Source organism: Streptomyces sp. Qhu_M48, assembly GCF_051305195.1.
In the GTDB taxonomy this organism is placed as follows: Bacteria; Actinomycetota; Actinomycetes; order Streptomycetales; family Streptomycetaceae; genus Streptomyces.
Window position 1 is genome coordinate 6,204,282 of record NZ_CP195432.1, and the last position, 24,462, is coordinate 6,228,743.

Sequence of the window (24,462 nt, forward strand, 5' to 3'; positions counted from 1 at the left end):
GGTCCACGGGTGGACGGCGGGGGCCTTGTGGGCCCCCGCCGTCGTCACCCGAAGGTCCTGAAGGGTCAGGCCTGCTCGGCGTCCGCGGCCGGAGCCTCGGCGACGACCTCGGCCTCGGCCTCGGCGACGACCTCGGCGGTGTCGGCAGCCTCGGCGTCCGCGACCTTCTCGGTCTCGGCGGAGGTCTGGACCTCGGCGTCGTCGGCCTTCTTCTCACCCTCGAGCAGGTCGCGCTCCCACTCGGCGAGGGGCTCGCCGGCGGCCTTCTCGCCCGGCTTCGAGTCGCCGGTCGCGGCGCCGGAACGGGCGATGAGGCCCTCGGCGACAGCGTCGGCGATCACGCGGGTGAGCAGGGTGACGGAGCGGATCGCGTCGTCGTTGCCCGGGATCTTGTAGTCGACCTCGTCGGGGTCGCAGTTGGTGTCGAGGATCGCGACGACCGGGATCTTGAGCTTGCGAGCCTCGCCGACGGCGATGTGCTCCTTCTTGGTGTCCACGATCCAGACGGCGCTGGGCACCTTGGACATCTCGCGGATACCGCCAAGGGTCTTCTCCAGCTTGGCCTTCTCACGCGAGAGGACCAGGAGCTCCTTCTTGGTGAGGCCGGACGCGGCCACATCCTCGAAGTCGATCTGCTCGAGCTCCTTGAGGCGCTGCAGACGCTTGTAGACGGTGGAGAAGTTGGTGAGCATGCCACCAAGCCAACGCTGGTTGACGTACGGCATGCCGACACGCGCCGCCTGCTCGGCGATGGCCTCCTGGGCCTGCTTCTTCGTACCGACGAACATGATGGAGCCGCCGTGCGCGACGGTCTCCTTGACGAACTCGTAGGCGCGGTCGATGTACGACAGCGACTGGAGCAGGTCGATGATGTAGATGCCGTTGCGCTCGGTGAAGATGAAGCGCTTCATCTTCGGGTTCCAGCGACGGGTCTGGTGACCGAAGTGGACGCCGCTTTCCAGCAGCTCCCGCATCGTGACGACGGCCATGGCCGTATCTCCTTGGGTTTCTCGGTTGTGTTCCTGACGCCCCGGCGCGCCATGCCCGCGAGGGACCGAAAGGCGCTGCCACGACCGGTGAGGGCAGTGGCGGGGCGTGCGAAGTCGACCCGGTGACCCGGGTCGCCATAGAAAGTGTACGGGACCCCGGGAGCGGCGGGTGACGGCACTGTCCACAACCCGCGAGTACTCCACAGACACCGTCCCCACCCCCCACGAACCGGACCCCCCGGGCAGCCTTGCCCCATGCACTTCACGACACTGATCCTCGCCCTCGGCCTGCTGTGGCCGGTGGGCCCGCCGCCCCCCGAGATCCTCCGCGGCTGGCAACCACCACCGGGCCCTTACGCCCCCGGCCACCGCGGCGTCGACCTGGCCGCCCCACCGGGCACCCCGGTCCTCGCCCCCACCGCCGGCACCGTCACCTTCGCGGGCCCGGTCGGCGGCCACGGCGTCCTCACCCTCACCCTCCCCGGCACGGGCACTCCCCCGCTCCGCACCACCTTCACCCCGGTGACCCCCCTGGTGAAGACGGGCACCCAGGTCGCACCGGGCACCCCCCTGGCCCAGGTCACCCCCGGCATTCACTGCCGGGAGACCTGCCTCCACTGGGGCCTCCTCAGAGGCGACCACTACCTGAACCCCCTCCTCCTCACGAACCGGGCACCGTCACGCCTCCTCCCCCTCGGCGACTGACAGGCACGACCCCATCACGCCGGCACGACAGACGGGGTCACGCCCGCACGGCGGGACGGGGGTCACGCCGCCACGGCACAACGGGAGGGGGAAACCACGACAGAGCGGGAGGGACGGAACTGACGCGGGCGGGGAGGGGGAGGGGGCGGGGGGAGGGGAGGGGCCCCCAGGTGGATCAGGTCGGGGTGCCGTGGGTCCCGTTGACTCCGTGGAGGGCCATCGTGACCGCCGCCTCGGCGATCTCCGTCGGGTCCTCGGCCGCGCCGAGTTCGATGCGGCGGACGGCGGCGTCGACGACGCCCTGGAGGAGCATGGCGCCCAGGCGGGGCTGGGGCTGGCCGAGGGCGGCGAGGGCTTCGACGATCATGGCGACGAGGCCGCCGTGGGCCGCGCGGATCTTCTCGCGGGCGCCGTCGTCGAGTTCGCTCGCCGAGATGGCGACGACCGCGCGGTGGCGCCGGTCGCCGACGAGCTCCAGTTGCTTGCGGACGTACGCCTCGACCTTGCCCTGGGGGGTGTCGGCACCGTCCATGGCCGTCTCGACCTCGGCTGCCCAGACGGGGAAGTCGACGGCGCACAGTTCCTCGACGACGGCCGCGCGCGATCGGAAGTACTCGTACACCGAGGACCGGGCGAGGCCCGTCCGCTCGGCGAGTGCGGGGAAGGTCAGCGCCTCCGTACCGCCCTCGGACAGCAGGGAACGCGCGGCGTCCAGGAGGGCGCCGCGCTGCATCGTCCGGTGCTCGGCCACGGAGGCCGCTCGAATCCTGGGCACGGCTCCACTGTACGACCGGCTCGTGCCGGTCAGCGTCCGACGTCGGCCAGCTTGGCGCGGAGCTGGAGGACGGACTTGGTGTGGATCTGGCTGACACGGCTCTCGGTGACGCCGAGGACGTGGCCGATTTCGGCGAGGGTGAGGCCCTCGTAGTAGTAGAGGGTGACGACTGTCTTCTCCCGCTCGGGGAGCGTGTTGATGGCGCGTGCGAGCAGTCGGCGCAGCTCGCGGTCCTCGGCGACCTCGACGGGGTTGTCGGCGGCCGTGTCCTCCAGGGTGTCCATCAGGGAGAGCCGGTCGCCGCCCTCACCGCCGACGTGTAGCAGCTCTTCGAGCGCGACGACGTTCGCCAGGGACAACTGGCTGAATACCGCGTGCAGTTCCTCCAGCGTGACGTCCATCTCGGCGGCGACCTCGGTCTCGGAGGGGGTGCGCCTGAGCTGGGCTTCGAGGGTGGCGTACGCGCGCTCGACGTTGCGGGCCTTCTGGCGGACGGAGCGGGGGATCCAGTCGAGGGCGCGGAGTTCGTCGATCATGGCGCCGCGGATGCGGGTGATGGCGTACGTCTCGAACTTGATCGCCCGCTCGACGTCGAACTTCTCGATGGCGTCGATGAGGCCGAAGACTCCGGAGGAGACGAAATCGGCCTGTTCCACGTTGGACGGCAGCCCGACGCTGACTCGTCCGGCGACGTACTTGACGAGGGGCGAGTAGTGCAGGATCAGCTGCTCCCGCAGCCGCTCGTCACCCGTGTCCTTGTACGACCGCCACAGTTCGTCGAGGGAGGTCGGTGCGGGTGGTCGCACGGCGCCCCGGGCTGCTGGGGGCACCGCAGCGCGGTCAGACCCGGAGGTGTGCTGGGGCATGCGTTGCCTTGAGCCGTTCTGCTGTCGGGTGTGTCTGTGTGGGTGTCCTGGACGGAATCCTGGTGAGCGTAGCGTGAGTGCGTGGTCGCGGTGCGCGAACATCGGCGGATCGCGCCGGTCCGGGTGGACGCCGTCGGCCACATCTTCGAACCCGGGCCGTGGCGCGCGTCGGCCCCTCGGGTGCGGCCGAGAGAACTCGGTTGTTCATCGCCATCACCCTTTCACCCGAATGCCCCAGGTCAAGTACCGCCTCGCCGCGCGTTCGACGTCGGCGTGGCCGTGTTCGTCAACTGCCAGCCCTCTCCGCGCCGTTCGACGAAGCCGAGGGAGTGGAGTTCGTACAGCTTGGCGAGGGTGTCGTCGGGGGTGGTTCCGGCGCGGCGGGCGATGGCCGTCGTGGGGGTGGGGCCGCGGGCGGGGACGGCTTCCAGGACGTGTGCGGCCGCGGGGGCGAGGAGGTCGCGGGGGACGACGGGTCCCCGGCGCGTCGGGGCGAGCTGGCCCATGTCGCCGATGAGTTCGACGATCTCCTCGGCGTCGGTGACGAGGGTGGCGTCGCCGCGGAGGAGTTCGTGGACGCCGGCGGAGAGGGCGCTGGTGACGGGTCCCGGAACGCCCATGGTGTGGCGGCCGAGGCGGGCCGCGGCGCGGGCGGTGGAGAGGGAGCCGCTGCGGTGCTGGGCCTCGATGACGACGGTTCCTCGGGTGAGGGCGGCGATGACCCGGTTGCGGAGGATGAAGCGGCTGGGTGTGGGGTGGCTTTCGGGTGGCAACTCCCCCACGACGAGACCTTGTTCGGCTACGCGTCGGATGAGTTGGTCGTGGCCGCGGGGGTACGGGGTGTCGACGCCGCAGGCGAGGACGGCGATGGTGGCCCCGCCTGCGGCGAGTGCGCCGCGGTGGGCGGCTCCGTCGATGCCGTAGGCGGCTCCGGAGACGACGACCCAGCCGTGTCGGGCGAGTCCGGTGGCGAGGTCGGTGGCGGTGTGGGCGCCGTAGGGGGTGCAGGCGCGGGCGCCGACGAGGGCGACGGAGCGGAGGGCCCAGGTGCGCAGGTCGGCCGGGCCCCGGACCCAGAGGCCGATGGGGCGGGCGACTCCGAGGTCGTCGAGTTGACGGGGCCATTCGGAGTCGCCGGGGACGACGAAGCGGCCGCCGAGGGCGTGGATGGTGGCGAGGTCGCGGGTGGGATCGGCGGTGGTGGCGCGGAGTCGCCAGGACGCGAGGCGTTTCGGTCCGGTGCCGGGGAAGGGGTCGTCGTCTGTGGCTGCGGTGGCATCGCCGCCTCGTCCCTGGTCACCGCCTCCCTCTGGGCCTCCGCCTTCCCCTCCCTCTCTGTCGTGTGCGGTGTGGAGGAGTCGGGCGAGGAAGCCGGTGGCTCCGTAGCGGTGGAGCCAGCGGCCGGCGTGTTCGTCGCCGGGTTCGACGACGCGGCTGAGTGCGGCGCGGGCGTGCCGGTCGTCCATGGGGGTGGCGGTGGTCATGCGAGTCCTCCGGCTCCGACGGGCACTCCGCGGGTGATGCCGGTGCGCATTTCGAGGGCGAGGGCGATGTCCTGGCTGTCGGGGCGGTCGTGTCCGGCGAGGTCGGCGACGGTCCAGGCGACGCGGAGTACGCGGTCGAGGCCGCGGGCGGTGAGGAGTCCGCGTTCGATGTCGCGTTCGGCGAGGGCGAGGGCTCCGGGTGCGGCGAGGTAGCGGGTGCGAAGTTCGTGGCCGGGGATTTCGCTGTTGACGTGCCAGGGGGTGTCGGCGAGGCGTGCGGCGGCGCGGGTGCGGGCTTCCTGGACGCGTGCGGCGACGGCGGCGGTGGTCTCGCCCCGGCTGCCTTGGCCGAGGAGGTCGGCGCGGGTGACGGGTTCGACCTCCACGCGGAGGTCGACGCGGTCGAGGAGGGGGCCGGAGAGGCGTGCCTGGTAGCGGCGGACGAGTGAGGCGGGGCATTCGCAGCCGGAGCCCAGCAGGGTGTGGCGTCCGCAGGGGCAGGGGTTGGCGGCGAGGGCGAGGAGGAAGCGGGCGGGGAGGCGTACGACTCCGGCGGCGCGGGCGATGACGACGTGTCCGGATTCGAGGGGTTGGCGGAGGGCGTCGAGGGCTTTTCCGGAGAATTCGGGGGCTTCGTCGAGGAAGAGGATGCCGCGGTGTGCCAGGGAGACGGCGCCGGGCCTGGGGAGGCCGTTTCCGCCGCCGACGAGGGACTGCATGGTGGCGGAGTGGTGGGGTGCGCAGTAGGGGGCGCGGCGGACGAGGGGTTCGCCGGGCGGGAGGATGCCGGCGACGGAGTGGACGGCGGTGACTTCGAGGGATTCGTGTCGGGTGAGGGGCGGGAGGATGCCGGGGAGCCGTTCGGCCAGCATGGTCTTTCCGGCGCCGGGTGGGCCGGAGAGCAGCAGGTGGTGGCTGCCTGCGGCGGCGATTTCGAGGGCGCGGCGGGCGCGGTGCTGGCCGGCGACGTCGGCGAGCTCGGGTCCTTCGGCGGGGTCGGTGGGTTCGGTGGCGAGTCCGGTGCCGAGGCCCGCGCCGGGGATGAGGAGTCCGGCGAGCATGGCGTCGGGGCGGCCCGCTTCGGTGGGTTCTTCCTCGGGGACGGGTTCGTCGGTGAGGACGGCGATGAGTTGGCGGAGGCTGCGGACGCCGAGGACGGAGACTCCGGGGACGAGGGCGGCTTCGCCGGCGGTCTGTTCGGGGACGACGACCTGGCGGTATCCGGCGTCGGCGGCGGCGAGGACGGCGGGGAGGATGCCTCGGACGGGGCGGACGCGTCCGTCGAGGCCGAGTTCGCCGATGAGGACGAGGTCGGCGATGGCGCGGGGGTCGATCCGTTCGGCGGCGCCGAGGACGGCCGCGGCGACGGCGAGGTCGAATCCGGAGCCGCTCTTGGGGACGGACGCGGGGCTGAGTCCGACGGTGAGTTTCTTCTGGGGCCATTCGGCGCCGGAGTTGACGACGGCGGCGCGGACGCGGTCGCGGCTTTCGGTGAGGCTTTTGTCGGGGAGGCCGACGAGGGTGAAGGCGGCGACGCCTGGTTCGAGGTCGGCCTGGACCTCGACGACGACGCCTTCGACGCCGATGAGGGCGACGGAGCAGGTGCGGGCGAATCCCATCTCAGGCCACCCCTCGGGCGTGGGTGAGGTCGGGGGCGCCGCGGTGGGGCAGGACGATGCCGACGAGGTCGATGCGGACGCCGCCGGGGGGTGTCGGGGTGTCGTTGCGGTCGAGCCAGCAGGCGGCGAGGCGGCGGAGTCGTTCGGTCTTGCGGGGTGTGAGGGCGGCCATGGGGTGTTCGTAGGTCCCGTGGCGGCGGGTTTTGACCTCGCAGATGACGAGGGTGTCGCCGTCGCGGGCGACGATGTCGATCTCGCCGGTCCGGCCGCAGCGCCAGTTGCGGGCGAGGATGTGCATGCCGGTCGCGGTGAGCCGGCGAGTGGCCAGCTCTTCTCCGTACCGTCCGAGTGCCTGGGTCTTGTTCATGGGGTACCACCTCCGTCACCGACTGTGACGGGGCGGGGTGGGCCGCGTGCGGCGCTGTGGACGGCCGGGGGCCTGTGGAAAACGGCCTCACCCCTGAGGGTGAGGCCGTCGGTGGTGTCAGCTGCCCGCGAGGAGGACTCGACGGAGGACCGATCGGTCGGCTGCTCGGGAGGCGGCGGGGAGGACGGTGGTGTCAGCTGCCGGGGAGTTCGAGGTCGCTCTTGTTGAGCTCCTCGATGTTCACGTCCTTGAAGGTGAGAACGCGGACCTGCTTGACGAACCGTGCCGGTCTGTACATGTCCCAGACCCACGCGTCGGCCATGCTGACCTCGAAGAAGACCTCTCCCTGGACCGAGTGCACCTGCATCTCGTAGTCGTTGGTGAGGTAGAAGCGCCGCTCGGTCTCGATCACGTATTTGAACAGCCCGACGACGTCGCGGTACTCCCGGTAGAGCTTCAGCTCCATCTCGGTCTCGTACTTCTCGAGGTCCTCGGCGCTCATGGCATGTTCCCCTTCAGCCGTGCGTCCCCCTATTGTGCGCCAGCCGAACGCGCCCCTAAACGATTTCCGGGGCGAGAACCACCGGTGCACTCGGAGGTCCCTCGTCGAGCAGCGTGCGCAGCAGCTCGGCGAGTCTGGTCGGGTACACCGTCTCACGCGCCGCCGACAGTTCGGCGGAGGTCCACCATCTCAGGCCCGCGAGGCTGCGGTTCTCCAGGTCGGTGAGGGCCCGGGGCCGGGGTGTGGGCTCGGTTCGGCGGGTGCGGGCGAGGTAGTACCACTCGTCCTGGTCCCAGCGGCGCCCGTCGAAGGGGAAGGAGCAGTACCGCGTCCAGAGGACGGGTCCGAGGTCGATGTCGGTGATGCCGGTCTCCTCGACGAGCTCGCGCAGTGCGGCCTCCTCGCGGGTCTCGGCGCCTTCGAGGCCGCCGCCGGGGGTGAACCACCAGGTCCGCGCGGGGTCTTCGGGTTCGTAGCCGTGCAGGAGCAGGATGCGGTCGTCGGGGTCGAGGAGCACGACCCGGGCGACCCTGCGGAACCGGGCCCCACGCGGCTCGACCTCATCCGGCTCGGCACCACGCACCTCGACCTCACGCGGCTCGGCACCACGCACCTCGACCTCACGCGGCTCGGCCCCACGCACCTCGACCTCACGCGGCTCGCCCGGAAGCGGCTCGGTCCCGTACGACTCGACCCCACCGGGGGAATCCGTCATGTACCCACCTTCTCCCGCTCGCCGGCCCGCTGCCCCGCCGTGCGACGTCTCGTGAACAGGCCTGCCACCGGTCCGTACGCGCCACCGGCCAGGATCAGGGCGGCTCCGGCCGCGATCGCGGTGAGGAGGGGGCGCACGGGCCCGGGTTCGGAGATGCCGCCGGGGAGGCCCGCGAAGCCCTTCGGGCGGTCCAGGACGCCCTTGACGGGCCAGACGACGGCGTCGACCCTGGCGACGACGGTGGAGCGGGGTACGGAGCCCTGGCCGGCCTCTTCGAGGTGGGAGCGGGAGTCGAGCGAGGTGTGCCGGTCGTCGCCGAGGAGGAAGAGGTTGCCCGCCGGGACGGTGACGGAGAACTCCGTGCCGGACGCTCGGGTCTGTCCGTCCGGTCCGGGGCTCAGGTAGGGCTCGTCGACGGGGGTGCCGTTGACGGTGAGGCGGCCGTCCCGGTCGCAGCAGGCGACGGTGTCGCCGCCGACGGCGGCGACCCGCTTGACCATGGTCGTGTTGCCCCAGAGGGGGTCCTCGAAGACGACGACGTCGCCGCGGCGTACCTCGTCGCCGTCGATGCGCTGGGCGAGGATCTTGGACCCGACGTCGAGGGTGGGGGTCATGGAGTCGGTGGGGACGGTGTACGGCTGGTAGAGCAGGGCTCCCCAGACGAAGCCGCCGAGGAAGAGCACACAGCCGACGGCCACGGCCAGCCCCGACAGCACGCTGCCGAGGCGGCCGTGGCCGCCCTGGGTCCGTATGTTTCCGCTCATGCGCGCACCCCGTAGGTCTGTCGGCGGACCGCTGGTCTGTCGACGGTCCGGGACGGCACCCTACCCGCGGGTCACTACTCGGCGGTATGCCGAGCGGCGAGCTTCTTGCGGCGCCACAGCACCAGCGGGAGCGCTCCGGCGAGACCGGCCGCGCCGAGGGGGGCGGCGCTCATGGCCTTGTCGAGCGCGGGGTTGTCGAAGATGTCGGGCACGGGGAGGGTGGCCCAGCGGGTGACGGGCCAGGCGATGACGACGGCACGGCCGACGACCTCGTCGTTGGAGACGGTGCCGCCGCCGGGGAGCTGCTGGTGGAAGCGGGAGTCCAGGGAGTTCTGGCGGTTGTCGCCCATGACCCAGATGCGGCCCTCGGGGACCTTGATGGGGCCGAAGGAGTCCTGGCAGGGGAGGGAGCCGGGGTAGAGGTAGGCGGTCTCGTCCAGGGCCACCCCGTTGAGGATGACCTTGCCGCCCTCCTTGCAGGTGACGGTGTCTCCGCCGACGGCGATGACGCGCTTGATGAGGTCCTTCTCCTCGGCGGACGGCATGAGGCCGATGAAGCTGAGGAACTTCTGGACGACGTTGGGCGTGGGCGCGGCCTGGTTCTCGAGCCAGCCGCCCGGGTCGTGGAAGACGACGACTTCGCCGCGCTCGGGCTCGGAGCCGAACCAGGGGGTCAGCTTGTCGACGAGGACCCGGTCACCCCTCTGGAGGGTGTTCATCATCGAGTCCGAGGGGATCGAGAACGCCTGCACCAGGAAGGTCTTGATCAGCAGGGCGAGCACCAGGGCGATGCCGACGAGGAGGGGCAGTTCCTTCCAGAAGGAACGCTGCTTCCTGGGGCCCCTGCCGGGGCCGCCCGCCGCCGCGTCGTCGCCATCGCCGGGCGGGCCATCGCCGGGCGTGCCCTCACCCGGCGGCCGCGCCTGCTCGTCACCCGTCACGTCGTCACCCGTCGTGTCATCGCCGAAGGCCCCGCCGGCCCTCCTGTCGGGCTCATCGTGTCCGGATCGTGCGCCGACGGCCAAATCCCCCACATCCACTCCTCAGTCCGTGCGATCGCCTGCCCCGGAACAGGGACAGGCCCACCACTCCCATAACGAGCAGAAGTTCCGCAGGGGTCGGGAGCCCGGGGAATCCGTTCAGATTCCGCTGGGACACACTATGCGACAGACCGGATGCGGACTCGGTCCCCGTTCGGGCGTCCGGTACGGCGGCGAAGGTGGCTCGTTCCTCCAGGCCGCGCCAGTGTCCGACGGGCCAGGCGATCACCACGGCGCGCCCCACGACCTGTTCCTCGGAGACGGTTCCGTGGTCCTTCTCGTCGAGGTGGTAGCGGGAGTCGGCCGAGTCGGAGCGGTGGTCGCCGAGGACGAAGATCCGGCCCTGGGCGACCTTCACCTCGAAGGGGATGGTGGACGGCTGGTTGCCCGGGTGCAGGTACGGCTCGTCGAGGGGTACGCCGTTGACGGTGATCCGCCCGTCCTCGCCGCAGCAGCGGACGGTGTCTCCCCCGACGGCGACGACCCGCTTGATGAGGTCGCGGTCGTCGGCGGAGGGCAGCAGTCCGATGAAGGTGAGGGCCTGTTTGGCCTGCTTGACGCCGATCGGGTCGTCGGCGGGCGGCGCGGCCTCCTGCTGGAGCCAGTTGCCGGGGTCCTTGAAGACGACGACGTCGCCGCGTTGCGGGCGGGAGCCGAACCAGGGGGTGAGTTTGTCGACGAGGACCCGGTCGGAGATGCGGATCGTCTGTTCCATGGAGCCGGAGGGGATGACGAACGCCTGGACCAGGAAGGTCTTGAGGACGAGCGCGATGAGTACGGCGACCGTGACCAGGATGGGGATCTCGCGGAGCGCGGAGCGCTGACGGCGTCGCTTGACCTTGCGGGCGAGCCTGCGTCGTTCGGCCCGGCCCGGCAGCGCGGTGCCCTGGCCGGGTGGCTGGTCGGTGTCGTGGCTCCGGCCGCCCGGCGGCCGTCCCCGGCTACCCATGGGCCCCCGCCCCGTGTCCGCCGGCGGGTGCGGCCGGTACGGCGTCGAAGGCGTCGGTTCCGGCCACGGTGGACCAGCGGCCGAAGGGCCAGGCGATCCAGTCGGCGCGGCCGACGACCTTGTCGACGGGGACCATGCCGCCGCCCGGGTCGCCGAGGTGGTCCCGGGAGTCGCTGGACTGGCTGCGGTGGTCGCCCATGACCCAGAGCCGGTCCGGGGGGACGACGATGTCGAAGGGCACGCTGGAGGGCTGGTCGCCCGGCATCAGGTACCGCTCCTCGACGGTCGCGCCGTTGACGGTGAGCCGGCCGTCCTTGTCGCAGCAGACGACCCGGTCGCCGCCGATGCCGACAACCCGCTTCACGAAGTCGGTCTCGTCGGGTTCGGCGAGCCCGAGGGCGGCGGCGCCGTCGTGGAGGAGACCGGTGACGGGGTTGTCCTGGGGCTGTTCGCGTACGAAGGAGCCGGTGCCGTCGAAGACGACGACGTCGCCCCGGCCGGGGTCACCGCCGAAACGGTACGCCAGCTTGTTGACCAGGATCCGGTCGCCGATCTGGAGCGTCGGTTCCATGGAGCCGCTCGGGATCAGGAAGGGCTGCAGCACGAAGTGGCTCAGGAGCAGCATGAAGGCGACGCAGGCGGCACCGGCGAGGGCCGGGCGCCGCCAGGAGGAGAGGGCCCCGGAGTCCCCTGGAACGCGCGCGGAGCGCGACCCCTCCTCCGTGTCGGAAGAAGGGTCGCGCTCCGTGTGCTGTGCTTCGGTGTCCATCGGGGACAGAGCCTATCCGGCCTGCCTGTGCGAGGACTCGGAAGCGTCGGGCGTGCCGGGAGCCGAGGCTCAGCGGTCGCGCTTCTCCTTGATCTTGGCGGCCTTGCCGCGCAGCTCACGGAGGTAGTAGAGCTTGGCGCGACGGACGTCACCGCGGGTCACGAGCTCGATCTTCTCGAAGATCGGGCTGTTCACCGGGAAGGTGCGCTCGACGCCGACGGAGAACGAGACCTTGCGGACCGTGAAGGACTCGCTGACGCCCGAACCCTGGCGGCGGATGACGACACCCTTGAACTGCTGGATGCGGGAGCGGGTGCCTTCGATGACGCGCACGTGGACGTTCACGGTGTCGCCGGGACGGAAGGCGGGGAGGTCGGAGCGGAGCGAACCCGCGTTGACCTGGTCGAGCAGGGAGGCCATGGAGGTCTCTTTCCTCGCTGATGCCACAGGTCATCAGCGGTACGTTCGAGGATGATTCGGATCGCCGTCCGTTCCTGGCGGCGTCTTCCCCCTGTGGCAGGGGCGCGCGCCGGACGGACGACAGCGGCCTATTGTTCCACGTCGTCGAGCCTGCGCCAAAATCGGCCGCCGGGTTCGGGCGCCCATCCCATCATGGAGAGGATCTCGCGGTCCTTCTTGTCGAAGGCGGCGGGGTCGCAGCGCTCGATGAGATCGGGCCGGTGGGCGGCGGTGCGCCGGAAGGCCTCGTCGCGTCGCCAGCGGGCGATCCTGCCGTGGTGGCCGCTGAGGAGGACGTCGGGGATGCCCCGGCCGCGCCACTCGGGGGGCTTGGTGTAGACGGGGCCTTCCAGGAGGTTGGCCATGGCGCCGGGGGCGAAGGAGTCGTCCCGGTGGGACTCGGCGTTGCCGAGGACGCCGGGCAGGAGGCGGGCGACGGCCTCGGTGACGACGAGGACGGCGGCCTCGCCGCCGGCCAGGACGTAGTCGCCGATGGAGACCTCGTAGACGGGCATCCGGGTCGCGTACTCGTCCATGACGCGGCGGTCGATGCCCTCGTAGCGGGCGGGCGTGAAGATCAGCCAGGGCCGTTCGGAGAGCTCGACGGCCAGCTCCTGGGTGAAGGGGCGGCCACTGGGGGTGGGGACGACGAGGACCGGGCCGTGGGCGCCGCCCTCGTAGCCGTCGGCGAGCGTCTGGTCGAGCGCGTCTCCCCAGGGGTCGGTCTTCATGACCATGCCGGGGCCGCCGCCGTACGGGGTGTCGTCGACGGTGTTGTGCCGGTCGTAGGTCCAGTCGCGGAGGTCGTGGACGTGGACGTCGAGCTGTCCGCGCGCGCGGGCCTTGCCGACCAGGGAGACGTTCAGCGGTTCGAGGTACTCGGGGAAGATCGTGACGACGTCGAGCCTCATGCCGTCTCCTCGCGGGACGCGTCGCCGGATCCCGCGCCGGACTCGTCTACGGACCCCTCGTCGGACTCCGCACCGGACTCCTCGTGGGAGGAGACGATCTCGGCGCGGTCGTCGATCAGGCCGGGCGGCGGGTCGATGACGGCCCGCTGCTCCTCCAGGTCGATCTCGACGACGATCTCTCCGACGAACGGGATCATCACCTCGGTGCCGTCGGGGCGCTCGACGATGAAGAGGTCCTGGGACGGCAGGTGGGAGATCTCGGTGATCCGGCCGATCTCGGTGCCGTCGGCGAGAACCACGTCGAGGTCCATCAGCTGGTGGTCGTAGTACTCGTCCTCCTCCTCGGGCATCTCCGTGGGGTCGATCTCGGCGATGAGGAGGGTGTTGCGCAGGGCCTCGGCGCCGGTGCGGTCACGGACGCCCTCGAAGCGCAGCAACAGCCGGCCGCTGTGCACCCGGCCGGTCTCGATGGTCAGCGGCCCGGTGGAGGCCGGGTCGGTGTGCAGGACGGCACCGGGGCCGAGCCTGAGCTCCGGCTCGTCCGTGCGCACCTCGACGGTGACCTCGCCCTTGATTCCGTGGGCGCGGCCGATCCGCGCGACTACCAACTGCACTGCTCCACACTCTCCTGTCACACAGTTCGTACGACGCGAAACGACAACGGGCCGGGGTGGGCTCGTAAGCCCTCCCCGGCCCGTGCCGGCACTACTAAGGTGATGCTGCCGGCCTGCTCAGCGGACCTGGTCCACGTCGACGAGGTCGACCCGGATGCCACGGCCGCCGATGGCGCCCACGACGGTGCGGAGCGCGCGCGCGGTGCGGCCGTTGCGGCCGATCACCTTGCCGAGGTCGTCCGGGTGGACCCGGACCTCCAGCACGCGGCCACGGCGCAGGTTGCGCGAGGCGACCTGCACGTCGTCGGGGTTGTCGACGATGCCCTTCACGAGGTGCTCGAGAGCCTCCTCGAGCATGATCAGGCCTCGGTCGACTCGGTGGACGCGGCCTCGGCCTCGTCCGCCTTCTTGTCAGCCTTCTTGGCCTTGGGGGTGATGGCCTCACCCTTGGCCTCGTCGCCCTCGAGGGCCTTCGCGAACTCGTCGAACGAGGCGCGCTTGGCTTCCTTCGTCGCCGGGACGAGCAGGGCCTTCTCGGGGGCCGGGAGGCCCTTGGCCTTCTGCCAGTCGCCGGTGAGCTTCAGGATGGCGAGAACCGGCTCGGTCGGCTGCGCGCCGACCGACAGCCAGTACTGCGCACGCTCGGAGTCGACCTCGATACGCGACGGGTTGTACGTCGGGTGGTAGAGGCCGATCTCCTCGATCGCGCGACCGTCCCGACGGGTGCGGGAGTCGGCGACGACGATGCGGTAGTGGGGCTGGCGGATCTTGCCGAGGCGCTTGAGCTTGATCTTGACTGCCACTGGAGTGGTGTCTCCTGGTCTTGACGTGGTTGGGCACTTTGAGATGCCACGTGGGGTTGCGGTACTCGGATGCCCGATGGACGCGTCAGCCGGAGGAGAGAGGGGTCCTGTGCGACTGTCGAGTACAGCTAGCCATTGTGCCACACACCGCGAGGTCAGCTCGCGGCGCCCACGGTCTCCGGGATACGGAAGGGCTTGCCGCAACCGCCGCAGACGATCGGGGCCTGGGCGAGCACCGAGGGCACCACGCGCACGTTCCGTCCGCAGTCGCAGACGGCCTTGACGCGGACGCCGCCGCCCGAGGAGCCGTGCCGGGCGGCCGGTCCGCGGAAGGAGCGCTTGGTGTCGGCCGCGGTGGCGACCGTGTGGGCCTTGAGGGCGCGCTGGAGCCGCTCGATGGTGGGCCGGTAGCGCCGCCTCGCCTCGGGGTTGAGCGTGACCAGGGAGAAGCCGCTGCTGGCGTGCGGCTCCTCGGGGTGGTCGAGGCCCATCTCCTCGGCGATCGCGAGGAATCTGCGGTTGTGATAGCGGCCGGCGCGGGAGGTGTCACGGACCCCTCGGGCGGCGGCGATGCCGTGGACTGCCTCGTGGAGCAGTCGTTCGAAGGAGAGTTCGGCGCCACAGGCGGACGAGGACTCTCCGATCAGGGACTCGGGCGCGGCAAGATCGGGCAGCTCGGGGTGGTGCCGCTGAATGTCGGCCCACGCCTGTGCCAGCTCTGCGGCGAGAACAGGTGGTGTCGTGCTCACGTCGTGTACAACGAGCCGGAGTCCCCCCGGGTTCCATTCCGGGGCATCCCAAATATTTTGCACGTACCCGTCAGTTGCCGTTGATGTGTCGTGACGAGGGCCAGTGCGCCGATCTGCGGAGAAGCCGCGCAGGGGGCGTCAAGCTGGGGTGTAGTAGCGCATACGCCCCGGCGCGTAGCCGAGGTGCGCGCGCCCCGGGGAGAACCCACCCGAGTGGACCGGGAAGCGGCCCCGGAGCGGGCCCGGAGAGAGCACCGCACGGCGCCCTGGGCGGAGCGGAAGTGTTGCGGGGACATTACCGGGCTCGCGCGCGGGGCGGCGCACCGCCCCTCCCCCGGCGAATCGGTGCGGCGCGAGCACTGGACGCGGCCCGGGATGCGCAGTTCCCTGACTACGGGGGGCTGTCGTCCGAGCACGGATTGGGGCACTTTTCCATGACACCTACGCTCGTCCCGCACCACCCCGCGCGTGACTGGGCCGAGATCCAGGAACGGATGCTCGTCCCGCTCTACGAGGCGGTGTACGACCGCCTCGGCGTGGGCGCCGGGAGCCGGGTCCTCGGCCTCCGCTGCGGCTCCGGACTGGCACTTCTGATGGCGGCCGCGCGGGGCGCCCGGATCGCCGGCGTGGACCGGGACCTCGCGCGCGTGGAGCTGGCCAGGGAGCGGCTGCCGGAGGACGTCACCGTCACGGAGGAGCCTCCGGAGGACCTTCCGTACGACGTGATCACCGCCTTCCACACGACGGACGGCATCCTCCCGGAGCTGTCGGCGCTCACCCGTTCGGCGCAACGGGACACGGTGGTCGTGCTCGCCGGGTGGGGGCCGCCGGAGCGGTGCTCGACGGAGTCGGTGCTGGGGATCGCGGCCCGGCTGGCGGACCGCGGGCCGGGGGTCCGGACGGACCTGGACGGGCTGGTGGCGGGGGCGGGGCTGCGGCCGGACGGTTCGGGGCGGGTGGCCTGCCCCTTCGGGTACGCGAACGAGGGCAGCGCGGTACGCGGGCTGCTGTCGACGGGCGCGTTCGACGAGGCCGTACGGGCGACCGACCTCTCCCAGGTGGAGAAGGAGATCGAGGAGGCGCTCGCGCCGCATGTGCGGGCGGACGGGACGGTGTGGATGCCGAACGTCTTCCGCTACGTCGTCGCCCGGGTGCCGTAGGAACCCGTACGGGGCCATCCCTGCCCGTGGTCCGGGATGGGTAGGAACCAGTACGGGGGTCATCCCTGCCCGTGGTCCGGGCGGGGTAGGAACCCGTACGGGTTCATCCCTGCCCGTGGTCCCGGCGCCGTGGAAGCCCGTACGAGGGCGTCGCGCGCCCGGAAGCCCCCGTGCCCCGTCTCAGTCCTCTTCCTCCCGGACCTCGCGCGTGATGCCCGCCGCGCGGTACGCCTCGGCCTCTTCCAGGGTCTCGTTCTCCAGGAGCGCGGCGGCGAGCGCGTCCAGTTGGCCGCGGTGTTCGCCGAGCAGGCGTACGGCGCTCTCGTAGCACTCGTCGACGATGCGGCGCATCTCCGCGTCGACGGTGTCGAGGGTCGCGGGGGCCGCCGACAGGCCGTACGCCTGCTGGGCGTCGCTCGGGACGGCCGTGAGGCGGCCGACGAGCGCGCTCATGCCCCAGCGTCCCGCCATGCCGCGGGCGATGTTGGTGACCTGCTCCAGGTCGCTCTCGGCGCCGGTGGTGACGACGCCGAAGACGACCTGTTCGGCGGCCATGCCGCCGAGGGCCCCGATGATCCGGCCCCGGAGGTACTCCTCGGTGTAGGCGTACCTGTCGGCGTCGGGGGTGGAGAGGGTGACGCCGAGGGCCCGGCCGCGCGGCACGATGGTGATCTTGCGGACCGGGTCGGCGCCCGGCTGGAGCATGCCGAGCAGGGCGTGGCCGCTCTCGTGGTACGCGGTCCGCCGCCGCTCCTCGGCGGGCATCACCAGGGGCCGTTCGGCGCCGAGCTGGACCTTCTCCAGGGCGTCGGAGAGGTCGGAGCGCGTGACGGCCTTCTGGTCGCGTTTGACAGCGAGGAGGGCGGCCTCGTTGGCGAGGTTGGCGAGTTCGGCGCCGGTCATGCCGGGGGTCGTACGGGCCACGTGCTCCAGGTCGACGTCCTTGGCGAGCGGGATCCCCCGGGTGTGGATCCGGAGGATGGCCTCGCGGCCGTCCCGGTCGGGCGGGTTGACGTGCACGATGCGGTCGAAGCGGCCGGGCCGGGTGAGGGCGGGGTCGAGGACGTCGGGGCGGTTGGTGGCGGCGAGGACGATGACACCTTCGGAGCCGGTGAAACCGTCCATCTCGGTGAGGATCTGGTTGAGGGTCTGCTCGCGCTCGTCGTGGCCGCCCATCCCGGAGCCGCCGCCCCTGGCCCGGCCGATGGTGTCGATCTCGTCGATGAAGACGATCGCCGGGGCGACCTTGCGGGCCTCGGTGAACAGCTCGCGCACCCGGGAGGCGCCGACGCCGACGATCATCTCGATGAACCCGGACGCGGAGGCGGAGAAGAACGGCACCCCGGCCTCGCCCGCGACGGCGCGGGCGAGCAGGGTCTTGCCGGTGCCGGGCGGGCCGGCGAGGAGCACGCCGCGCGGCATCCTGGCGCCCATCTCGCGGTAGGCCTGCGGGTTCCTGAGGAAGTCGACGACGTCGTTGAGTTCGCCCTCGACCTCGTCGATGCCGGCGACGTCGGCGAAGGTGGTGCGCTGTCCGCCCTCCAGTTCGACGGGCTTGGGCGGGGTCTTGCGGCCGAGCATGCCGCCGGCGCCGCCCATGCCCGCGCTCATCCGGCGGGCGATGAAGACCCACAGGACGACGAGGAGCAGCATCGGCGCGAGCGAGATGAGGAGGTTGACGAGGAAGCTGCGTTCCTGGACGACGGGTTCGGCGGTGACGGTGACGTTCTGCTTGGTGAGCTGCGCCCACAGGTCGTCGTCGGCGAACGCGGGGCGCTGGGTGGTGAACTTGGTGTAGTCGCCGTCGCCGTCGGGGACGGGTCGTTCGTTCTTCAGCTGGCCCTGGATCGCGTCGCCCTTGGAGTAGATCTTGGTGACGTTGCCGGCGGCGACCTGTTTGTCGAACTCGGTGTAGGAGATGGTCGGCCCGTCGCCGTCGTTGAAGAACGACAGGACGATGTTGGCGATCAGGTACACGGCGAGCGCGGTGAGGATGAGGCTGCCCCAGCCGCCCGGCATCCGCTTCCTCGGCGAGGGGGGTGGCGGGGCCCCTTCCGAGCGCCAGGGCTGGTCGGTCCGGTCGCGCGGGGGTACGGGGTTGGCCACGTGGCTCTCCTCGGGGCGGCTGTGGCCCCAGTATCGAAGAGCGGGACGGGCCCGGCATGGCGGGCGGTCCGGAGGGATGAAAAGGGGCCCGGGGCGGTTTCGTACCGCTCCGGGCCCCTTCTCTCGGGGTGTGATCCGCGTCAGCCCATGAACTTCTTGAACTCGTCCGGGAGCTCGAAGTCCTTCGGGGTCTGGCCCGGCGCCGGGAGGCCGAAGGCACCGCCCTGCTGGGCCTGGTCGCGGCGCTCGGCGGCGGCCTGCTCCTCGGCCTTGCGCTTCATCGGGTTGCCGCTCTTGCGCTTGCCCTTGGCCTGCTTGATCTGCTTCTTCTGCCGGCCGGGGCCGCCGCCCATGCCGGGCATGCCCGGCATGCCGGGGAGGCCGCCGCCCTGGGCCATGCGGGACATCATCTTGCGGGCCTCGAAGAACCGCTCGACCAGGCCCTTGACGGCGCTGACCTCGACGCCCGAGCCCTTGGCGATACGGGCGCGGCGGGAGCCGTTGATGATGGTCGGGTCGTGGCGCTCGCCGGGGGTCATCGACTTGATGATGGCGGCCGTGCGGTCGACGTCGCGCTCGTCGATGTTGGCGATCTGCTCCTTCATCTGGCCCATGCCGGGGAGCATGCCGAGGAGCTTGGAGATGGAGCCCATCTTGCGGACCTGCTCCATCTGCGCCAGGAAGTCGTCGAGGGTGAACTCCTGGCCCTTCTTCGACGCGAGCTTGGAGGCCATCTTGGCGGCCTCTTCCTCGTCGAAGGTCTGCTGGGCCTTCTCGATGAGGGAGAGCATGTCGCCCATGCCGAGGATGCGGGACGCCATGCGGTCCGGGTGGAACGCGTCGAACTCGTCCAGCTTCTCGCCGTTGGAGGCGAACATGATCTGCTTGCCGGTGACGTGCGCGATGGAGAGCGCGGCGCCGCCGCGGGCGTCGCCGTCGAGCTTGGAGAGCACGACGCCGTCGAAGCCGACGCCGTCGCGGAAGGCCTCGGCGGTGTTGACCGCGTCCTGGCCGATCATGGCGTCGACGACGAAGAGGACCTCGTCGGGGCTGACGGCGTCGCGGATGTCCGCGGCCTGCCGCATCAGCTCCTGGTCGATGCCGAGGCGGCCGGCGGTGTCGACGATCACGACGTCGTACATCTTGGTCCGCGCGAACTCGATCGAGTCCTTCGCGACCTGGACCGGGTCGCCGACGCCGTTGCCCGGCTGCGGGCCGTAGAAGGCCACGCCCGCGCGCTCGGCGACGACGCCGAGCTGGGTGACGGCGTTGGGGCGCTGGAGGTCGCAGGCGACGAGCAGCGGGGAGTGGCCCTGGCTCTTGAGCCAGAGGCCGAGCTTTCCGGCGAGGGTGGTCTTACCGGCGCCCTGGAGACCGGCGAGCATGATCACGGTGGGCGCGGTCTTGGCGAACCGCAGGCGCCGGGTCTCGCCGCCGAGGATGGCGACGAGCTCCTCGTTGACGATCTTGATGACCTGCTGGGCGGGGTTGAGAGCCTGCGAGACCTCGATGCCGAGGGCGCGCTCCTTGACCTGCTTGATGAAGGACCGGACGACCGGCAGGGCGACATCCGCTTCGAGCAGCGCGATACGGATTTCGCGCGCGGTGGCGTCGATGTCCGCCTCGGACAGACGGCCCTTGCCGCGGAGGTTCTTGAAGGTCGCTGCAAGGCGGTCGGAGAGGGTATCGAACACGGCGGTCGCGGATCCTCGGTGTCGGGGGCGGTCGGACTGCCCTCCAGGGTATCGGGCCGCTCGAAGTGTGTGCCCCCGCCCGCCGGATCCGGCGCGCGGGGACGGGTGGGCCGGGGGTTCAGCGGAGCGCCGCCTCCAGGGTGCGGGCCAGGTCGATGGCCTCCTCGTCGGGGAGGAGGGTGCCGTCGGGGCGGGTCACGTACAGGGTGTCGACGGCGTTCGCTCCGAGGGTCGACACGTGGGCGCTGCGGACGCGGACCTCGGCGCCCTCCAGGGCGCGGCCGATGCGGTGGAGGAGGCCGGGGGCGTCCTGGGCGCGGACCTCGATGACGGTGGCGAGGCGGGAGTCGGCGGCGGCGACGGTGACGCGGGGCGGGGGTGCGGTGAGGCCGCGGCGGCGCGGGTAGGCGGCCTCGCGTTCGGCGAGGCGGGCGGGGATGTCGAGGGAGCCGTCGAGGGCGCGGACGAGGTCGGCGCGGAGCCGGGCGGCCTCGGGGAGGGAGCCGTATTCGGCGGCGACCCGCCAGTCGAGGACGAGGACGGGTCCCGATCCGGTGCCGAGGCCGGTGGGGAGTTCCACGGCGCGCAGGTCGGCGGCGCGGACGGTGAGCCGGTGGAGGGCGAGGACGCCGGCGACGGCGGGGAGGACGCCGGGCCGGTCGGGCAGGGCGATGACGAGTTCGACGCCGATGGGTTCGGCGCGGTCGGGGTCGGCGGGGTCGGGGTCGGCGGGCGGTTCGGTGCGGGCGCGGAGGGTGAGGACGGGGTCGCCGGTGCGCAGGGCCTCGATGGCGAGGCGTTCCTGTTCGGCGCTGGGGGCGGCGGCCTCGGGGTCGGGCGGGGTCTCGCCCGCGAGGACGCCCGCGACGCGTTTGACCAGGTCGGCGACGAGGGAGGCGCGCCAGGAGGACCAGGCGGCGGGGCCGGTGGCGAGGGCGTCGGCCTCGGTGAGGGCGTGGAGGAGTTCCAGGGTGCCGACGGTGCCGACGGCGGTGGCGACGGAGCGGACGGTGGCGGGGTCGTCGAGGTCGCGGCGGGTGGCGGTCTCGACGAGGAGGAGGTGGTGGCGGACGGCGGTGGCGATGGTGGTGACGTCGGTGCGGTCGAAGCCGATGCGGGTGGCGAGGTCGCGGGCGATGGTCTCGCCGGCGACGGAGTGGTCGCCGGGCCAGCCCTTGCCGATGTCGTGGAGGAGGGCGGCGACGAGGAGGAGGTCGGGGCGGCCGACGCGGCGGGTGAGGGAGGAGGCGCGTACGGCGGTCTCGACGAGGTGGCGGTCGACGGTCCAGGTGTGGACGGGGTTGCGCTGGGGGCGGCAGCGGACGCGTTCCCAGTCGGGGAGGAAGAGGGTGATGAGCCCTTCGGCTTCGAGGGCTTCCCAGACGGGGACGGTGGCCTCGCCGGCGCCGAGGAGGGTGACGAGTTCCTCGCGGGCCTCGGCGGGCCAGGGCACGGGCAGGGGTTTGGCGGCGGCCGCGAGGCGGCGTACGGCGTGCAGGGAGATCGGCAGGGCGGACTGGGCGGCCGCGGCGGCGGCCCGCAGGGGCAGGACGGGGTCGCGTTCGGGGCGGGCGGTGCGGGCGAGGACGACCTCGCCGTCCATCTCGACGACGCCTTCGGCGAGCGGGGTGCGTTCGACGGGTGGTTTTCCGGCGCCGGCGCGGCCGGAGGCTCCGCGGCCGCCGAGGAGGGTGCGCAGGCGGGGGCGGGTGGAGCGGGCCTTGAGGACGCGGTTGACCTCGCGCCAGGTGACGTCGGTGGCGTACGAGATGGTCCGGGCGGCCTCGTACACCTCGCGGAGCAGGGTGTCGGCGTCGAGGAGGCCGAGTTCGCGGGCGACGGCGTCCTGTTCCTGGAGGGCGAGCCGGTCGGTGGCGCGGCCGGTGGTCAGGTGGAGGGCGTCGCGGGCGTCGAGGAGGCGGCGGCGGGCTCCGTCGAGGCCTTCGCGGGGGGCGTCGGCGACCCAGGTGGCGGCGACGGCGCGGAGGACCTGGGCGTCGCGGAGGCCGCCTCTGGCCTCCTTGAGGTCGGGTTCGAGGAGGAACTGCAGCTCGCCGGTGCGTTCGGCGCGTTCCCGGCAGAGTTCGTGGAGTTCGGGGAGTCGCTTCGGGGCCTGGTTGCGCCAGTCGGCGAGGACGGTGGTGCGGAGGGCGGCGACGAGTCCGTGGTCTCCGGCGAGGGGCCGGGCGTCGAGGAGGCCGAGGTGGACCTTGAGGTCGTCGACGGCGGTGGCGCGGGCTTCGGCGGGGGTGCGGACGGAGTGGTCGAGGGCGAGCCCGAGGTCCCAGACGGGGTACCAGATCCGGTCGGCGAGGGCGGCGACGGCGGCTTTGTCGGCGGTGCCGTCGTGGAGCAGGAGGAGGTCGAGGTCGCTGCGGGGGGAGAGTTCGGCGCGGCCGTAGCCGCCGACGGCGACGAGGGCGGTGCCGCGGGGTGGGGCGGCGGCCGTGAAGAGTCCGGCCAGCCAGTCGTCGGTGAGCCGGGAGAGCGCGGTACGGCGCGGCGGCCCGGACCGCTCCTTCTCGTGGAGGAGGTGCAGCCGGGCCGCCGCGTAACCGCCGGGTCCCGAATCTTCGGTCTCTTCGCTGACTTCGAGGCTCGTCACCCGGCGGCTCCTTCGTGTGCTTACAGTGCGTCCGGACCGCGTTCGCCGGTGCGGACCCTTACGGCGGTCTCGACCGGCACGCTCCACACCTTGCCGTCTCCGATCTTGCCGGTTCGGGCGGCCTTCACGACGACGTCGATGAGCTGTTCGGCGTCCTCGTCCTCGACGAGGACCTCGATGCGGATCTTGGGGACCAGGTCGACGGTGTACTCGGCGCCCCGGTAGACCTCGGTGTGGCCGCGCTGGCGGCCGTAGCCGCTGGCCTCGGTGACGGTGAGGCCGTGGACGCCGAAGGCCTGGAGGGCCTCCTTGATCTCGTCGAGCCGGTGCGGCTTGACGACCGCGGTGATGAGCTTCATGCGTCCACCTTCGTGTTCTCCGTGACGGCCTGGGCGGTGGCGGTGGAGCGCGAGGACGCGCCGCCGCCGGCTCCGCTGAAGTCGTACGCGGTCTCGGCGTGCTCGACCTGGTCGATGCCGGAGACCTCGTCGTCCTCGCTGACCCGCATCCCCATCGTCTTGTCGATGATCAGGGCGAGGATCGCGGAGGCGATCAGAGAGTAGGCGAGGACGGCGGCGACGCCGACGGCCTGCTTGCCGAGCTGTTCGAGGCCGCCGCCGTAGAAGAGGCCCTTGGCGTCGGACTGGACGCCGCCGGTGGCGAAGAAGCCGACGAGGAGGGAGCCGATGACACCGCCGACGAGGTGGACGCCGATGACGTCGAGGGAGTCGTCGTAGCCGAACTTGTACTTGAGGCCGACGGCCATGGCGCAGAGGAGGCCGGCGATGGCGCCGACGGCGATCGCGCCGAGCGGGCTGACGGCGCCGCCGGCCGGGGTGATGGCGACGAGTCCGGCGACCGCGCCGGAGGCGGCGCCGAGGGTGGTGAAGGAGCCGTGGCGGATCTTCTCGTAGGCGAGCCAGGCGAGCATGGCGGCGGCGGTGGCGACCTGGGTGTTGACGAACATCACGGCGCCGACGCCGTCGTCGTTGCCGAGCCAGGAGCCGGCGTTGAAGCCGAACCAGCCGAACCAGAGGAGACCGGCGCCGAGCATCACGAGCGGGAGGCTGTGGGGGCGCATCGGGTCCTTCTTGAAGCCGACGCGCTTGCCGATGACGAGGATGACGCCGAGGGCCGCGGCGCCGGCGTTGATGTGGACGGCGGTTCCGCCGGCGAAGTCGATGACGCCCATCTCGAAGAGCCAGCCGCCGGATCCCCAGACCCAGTGGGCGACGGGGAAGTAGACGACGGTGACCCAGAGCGTGATGAAGAGGGCCCAGGCGGTGAACTTGACGCGGTCGGCGAGGGCGCCGCTGATCAGGGCCGGGGTGAGGATCGCGAACATCAGCTGGAAGACGGCGAAGACGTACACCGGGATGGTGTAGCCGTCCCACAGTTCGGTGACGCCGATGCCGCTGAGGCCGACGTAGTCGGAGGACCAGCCGATGATCGAGCCCGTGTCGGCGCCGAACGCGAGGCTGAAGCCGTACAGCACCCACAGGATCGTGACGATCCCGAGGCTGATGAAGCTCATCATCAGCATGTTGAGGGTGGACTTGACGCGGACCATGCCTCCGTAGAAGAAGGCGAGTGCCGGGGTCATCAGCATGACCAGGGCGGAGCAGATGAGCATGAACCCGGTGTTGGCGGCAGACAGCTCGGGGGCGTCTGCTGCCAGGGTCGTGATGGCTGGTGCCATCGGCGTCTCCTCGTCGTCGGTACGGCCTGTGCGGGGCGGGGCCGGAGAGCGGCCGGCCGTGAGGGGTGGCCGGTTATGGGCCAGAGGTTGGCGCAGCGCGGTTTCCGTCGATGCCGCA

Annotated in this window: 25 protein-coding genes; 2 read left to right on the top strand and 23 right to left on the bottom strand. The window is 71.7% G+C overall.

All coding sequences use genetic code 11. The annotated features are described in order from the left end of the window. Window positions 1-65 precede the first annotated feature (65 nt). Window positions 66-989 carry a 30S ribosomal protein S2 gene (rpsB, locus tag ACRRSS_RS27715; RefSeq protein WP_435973808.1) on the bottom strand — a complete coding sequence of 308 codons (924 nt, stop codon included), beginning with the start codon at window positions 987-989 and terminating at the stop codon, window positions 66-68. Window positions 990-1,244: 255 nt separating this feature from the next. Between rpsB and ACRRSS_RS27720 the strand changes: the two genes are divergently transcribed. After that, window positions 1,245-1,694: a peptidoglycan DD-metalloendopeptidase family protein gene (locus ACRRSS_RS27720; protein ID WP_435973809.1), complete on the top strand. Its 450-nt coding sequence runs from the start codon at window positions 1,245-1,247 to the stop codon at window positions 1,692-1,694. A 175-nt stretch (window positions 1,695-1,869) separates the two neighbouring features. Here ACRRSS_RS27720 and ACRRSS_RS27725 read toward each other — a convergent pair whose 3' ends face one another. From ACRRSS_RS27725 to ACRRSS_RS27805, 17 genes are all read right to left on the bottom strand, one after another. Next, window positions 1,870-2,427: a TetR/AcrR family transcriptional regulator gene (locus tag ACRRSS_RS27725; RefSeq protein WP_435975442.1), complete on the bottom strand. Its 558-nt coding sequence runs from the start codon at window positions 2,425-2,427 to the stop codon at window positions 1,870-1,872. A gap of 71 nt (window positions 2,428-2,498) precedes the next feature. Continuing rightward, window positions 2,499-3,335, bottom strand: a complete 837-nt coding sequence (gene whiG, locus ACRRSS_RS27730) for an RNA polymerase sigma factor WhiG (RefSeq protein WP_187623028.1) — start codon at window positions 3,333-3,335, stop codon at window positions 2,499-2,501. A 239-nt stretch (window positions 3,336-3,574) separates the two neighbouring features. Further along, window positions 3,575-4,819 carry a DNA-processing protein DprA gene (dprA, locus tag ACRRSS_RS27735; RefSeq protein ID WP_435973810.1) on the bottom strand — a complete coding sequence of 415 codons (1,245 nt, stop codon included), beginning with the start codon at window positions 4,817-4,819 and terminating at the stop codon, window positions 3,575-3,577. Then, window positions 4,816-6,438 (bottom strand): YifB family Mg chelatase-like AAA ATPase, encoded by a 1,623-nt coding sequence (locus ACRRSS_RS27740; protein WP_435973811.1) that lies wholly within the window; start codon window positions 6,436-6,438, stop codon window positions 4,816-4,818. Before ACRRSS_RS27740 ends, dprA begins: the two co-directional genes overlap by 4 nt. A 1-nt stretch (window position 6,439) precedes the next feature. Then, window positions 6,440-6,805, bottom strand: coding sequence for a YraN family protein (locus tag ACRRSS_RS27745; protein WP_435973812.1), 366 nt, complete (start codon window positions 6,803-6,805; stop codon window positions 6,440-6,442). 193 nt (window positions 6,806-6,998) lie between these two features. Then, on the bottom strand, window positions 6,999-7,307 hold the full coding sequence (locus ACRRSS_RS27750; protein ID WP_005311352.1) for a DUF2469 domain-containing protein: 309 nt from the start codon (window positions 7,305-7,307) through the stop codon (window positions 6,999-7,001). Between the two features lie 55 nt (window positions 7,308-7,362). Next, window positions 7,363-7,890 carry an NUDIX hydrolase gene (locus tag ACRRSS_RS27755; protein WP_435975443.1) on the bottom strand — a complete coding sequence of 176 codons (528 nt, stop codon included), beginning with the start codon at window positions 7,888-7,890 and terminating at the stop codon, window positions 7,363-7,365. A gap of 128 nt (window positions 7,891-8,018) precedes the next feature. Then, complete coding sequence (gene lepB / locus ACRRSS_RS27760) at window positions 8,019-8,786, bottom strand: signal peptidase I (protein WP_435973813.1); 768 nt, start codon at window positions 8,784-8,786, stop codon at window positions 8,019-8,021. A 74-nt stretch (window positions 8,787-8,860) separates the two neighbouring features. After that, window positions 8,861-9,811, bottom strand: a complete 951-nt coding sequence (gene lepB, locus ACRRSS_RS27765) for a signal peptidase I (protein WP_435975444.1) — start codon at window positions 9,809-9,811, stop codon at window positions 8,861-8,863. Beyond that, window positions 9,780-10,775 carry a signal peptidase I gene (gene lepB, locus ACRRSS_RS27770; protein ID WP_435973814.1) on the bottom strand — a complete coding sequence of 332 codons (996 nt, stop codon included), beginning with the start codon at window positions 10,773-10,775 and terminating at the stop codon, window positions 9,780-9,782. Before lepB (ACRRSS_RS27770) ends, lepB (ACRRSS_RS27765) begins: the two co-directional genes overlap by 32 nt. Further along, window positions 10,768-11,544: a signal peptidase I gene (gene lepB / locus ACRRSS_RS27775; protein ID WP_435973815.1), complete on the bottom strand. Its 777-nt coding sequence runs from the start codon at window positions 11,542-11,544 to the stop codon at window positions 10,768-10,770. The genes lepB (ACRRSS_RS27770) and lepB (ACRRSS_RS27775) overlap by 8 nt, the downstream gene beginning before the upstream one ends. Window positions 11,545-11,613: 69 nt before the next feature. Continuing rightward, window positions 11,614-11,964: a 50S ribosomal protein L19 gene (gene rplS, locus ACRRSS_RS27780; protein WP_435973816.1), complete on the bottom strand. Its 351-nt coding sequence runs from the start codon at window positions 11,962-11,964 to the stop codon at window positions 11,614-11,616. Window positions 11,965-12,092: 128 nt separating this feature from the next. Further along, a complete protein-coding gene (gene trmD / locus ACRRSS_RS27785; protein ID WP_435973817.1) occupies window positions 12,093-12,914 on the bottom strand; it encodes a tRNA (guanosine(37)-N1)-methyltransferase TrmD in 822 nt (273 codons plus the stop codon). Then, on the bottom strand, window positions 12,911-13,528 hold the full coding sequence (gene rimM / locus ACRRSS_RS27790) for a ribosome maturation factor RimM (RefSeq protein WP_435973818.1): 618 nt from the start codon (window positions 13,526-13,528) through the stop codon (window positions 12,911-12,913). The genes trmD and rimM overlap by 4 nt, the downstream gene beginning before the upstream one ends. A gap of 117 nt (window positions 13,529-13,645) precedes the next feature. Further along, entirely contained in the window at window positions 13,646-13,885 is a 240-nt protein-coding gene (locus ACRRSS_RS27795; RefSeq protein WP_005311361.1) for an RNA-binding protein, read from the bottom strand. A gap of 2 nt (window positions 13,886-13,887) precedes the next feature. Continuing rightward, entirely contained in the window at window positions 13,888-14,331 is a 444-nt protein-coding gene (gene rpsP / locus ACRRSS_RS27800; RefSeq protein WP_187623038.1) for a 30S ribosomal protein S16, read from the bottom strand. A gap of 155 nt (window positions 14,332-14,486) precedes the next feature. Further along, the gene (locus tag ACRRSS_RS27805; protein WP_024755886.1) at window positions 14,487-15,080 is read right to left on the bottom strand and encodes a hypothetical protein; all 594 of its coding nucleotides are present in this window, start codon (window positions 15,078-15,080) and stop codon (window positions 14,487-14,489) included. A gap of 434 nt (window positions 15,081-15,514) precedes the next feature. Between ACRRSS_RS27805 and ACRRSS_RS27810 the strand changes: the two genes are divergently transcribed. Further along, window positions 15,515-16,240 (top strand): class I SAM-dependent methyltransferase, encoded by a 726-nt coding sequence (locus tag ACRRSS_RS27810; protein ID WP_435973819.1) that lies wholly within the window; start codon window positions 15,515-15,517, stop codon window positions 16,238-16,240. Window positions 16,241-16,420: 180 nt separating this feature from the next. On the opposite strand, the gene ftsH is transcribed toward ACRRSS_RS27810, so the two are convergent. The 5 genes from ftsH to ACRRSS_RS27835 all read right to left on the bottom strand — a co-directional run bounded on the left by ftsH (window position 16,421) and on the right by ACRRSS_RS27835 (window position 24,344). Further along, window positions 16,421-18,346 carry an ATP-dependent zinc metalloprotease FtsH gene (ftsH, locus tag ACRRSS_RS27815; protein ID WP_435973820.1) on the bottom strand — a complete coding sequence of 642 codons (1,926 nt, stop codon included), beginning with the start codon at window positions 18,344-18,346 and terminating at the stop codon, window positions 16,421-16,423. Window positions 18,347-18,486: 140 nt separating this feature from the next. Then, window positions 18,487-20,040: a signal recognition particle protein gene (gene ffh, locus ACRRSS_RS27820; RefSeq protein WP_435973821.1), complete on the bottom strand. Its 1,554-nt coding sequence runs from the start codon at window positions 20,038-20,040 to the stop codon at window positions 18,487-18,489. Window positions 20,041-20,158: 118 nt separating this feature from the next. Continuing rightward, window positions 20,159-22,645, bottom strand: a complete 2,487-nt coding sequence (locus ACRRSS_RS27825) for a [protein-PII] uridylyltransferase (RefSeq protein ID WP_435973822.1) — start codon at window positions 22,643-22,645, stop codon at window positions 20,159-20,161. A 20-nt stretch (window positions 22,646-22,665) separates the two neighbouring features. Continuing rightward, on the bottom strand, window positions 22,666-23,004 hold the full coding sequence (locus tag ACRRSS_RS27830) for a P-II family nitrogen regulator (RefSeq protein ID WP_015036464.1): 339 nt from the start codon (window positions 23,002-23,004) through the stop codon (window positions 22,666-22,668). Continuing rightward, entirely contained in the window at window positions 23,001-24,344 is a 1,344-nt protein-coding gene (locus tag ACRRSS_RS27835; protein WP_435973823.1) for an ammonium transporter, read from the bottom strand. Before ACRRSS_RS27835 ends, ACRRSS_RS27830 begins: the two co-directional genes overlap by 4 nt. Between the last annotated feature and the right edge of the window lie 118 nt (window positions 24,345-24,462).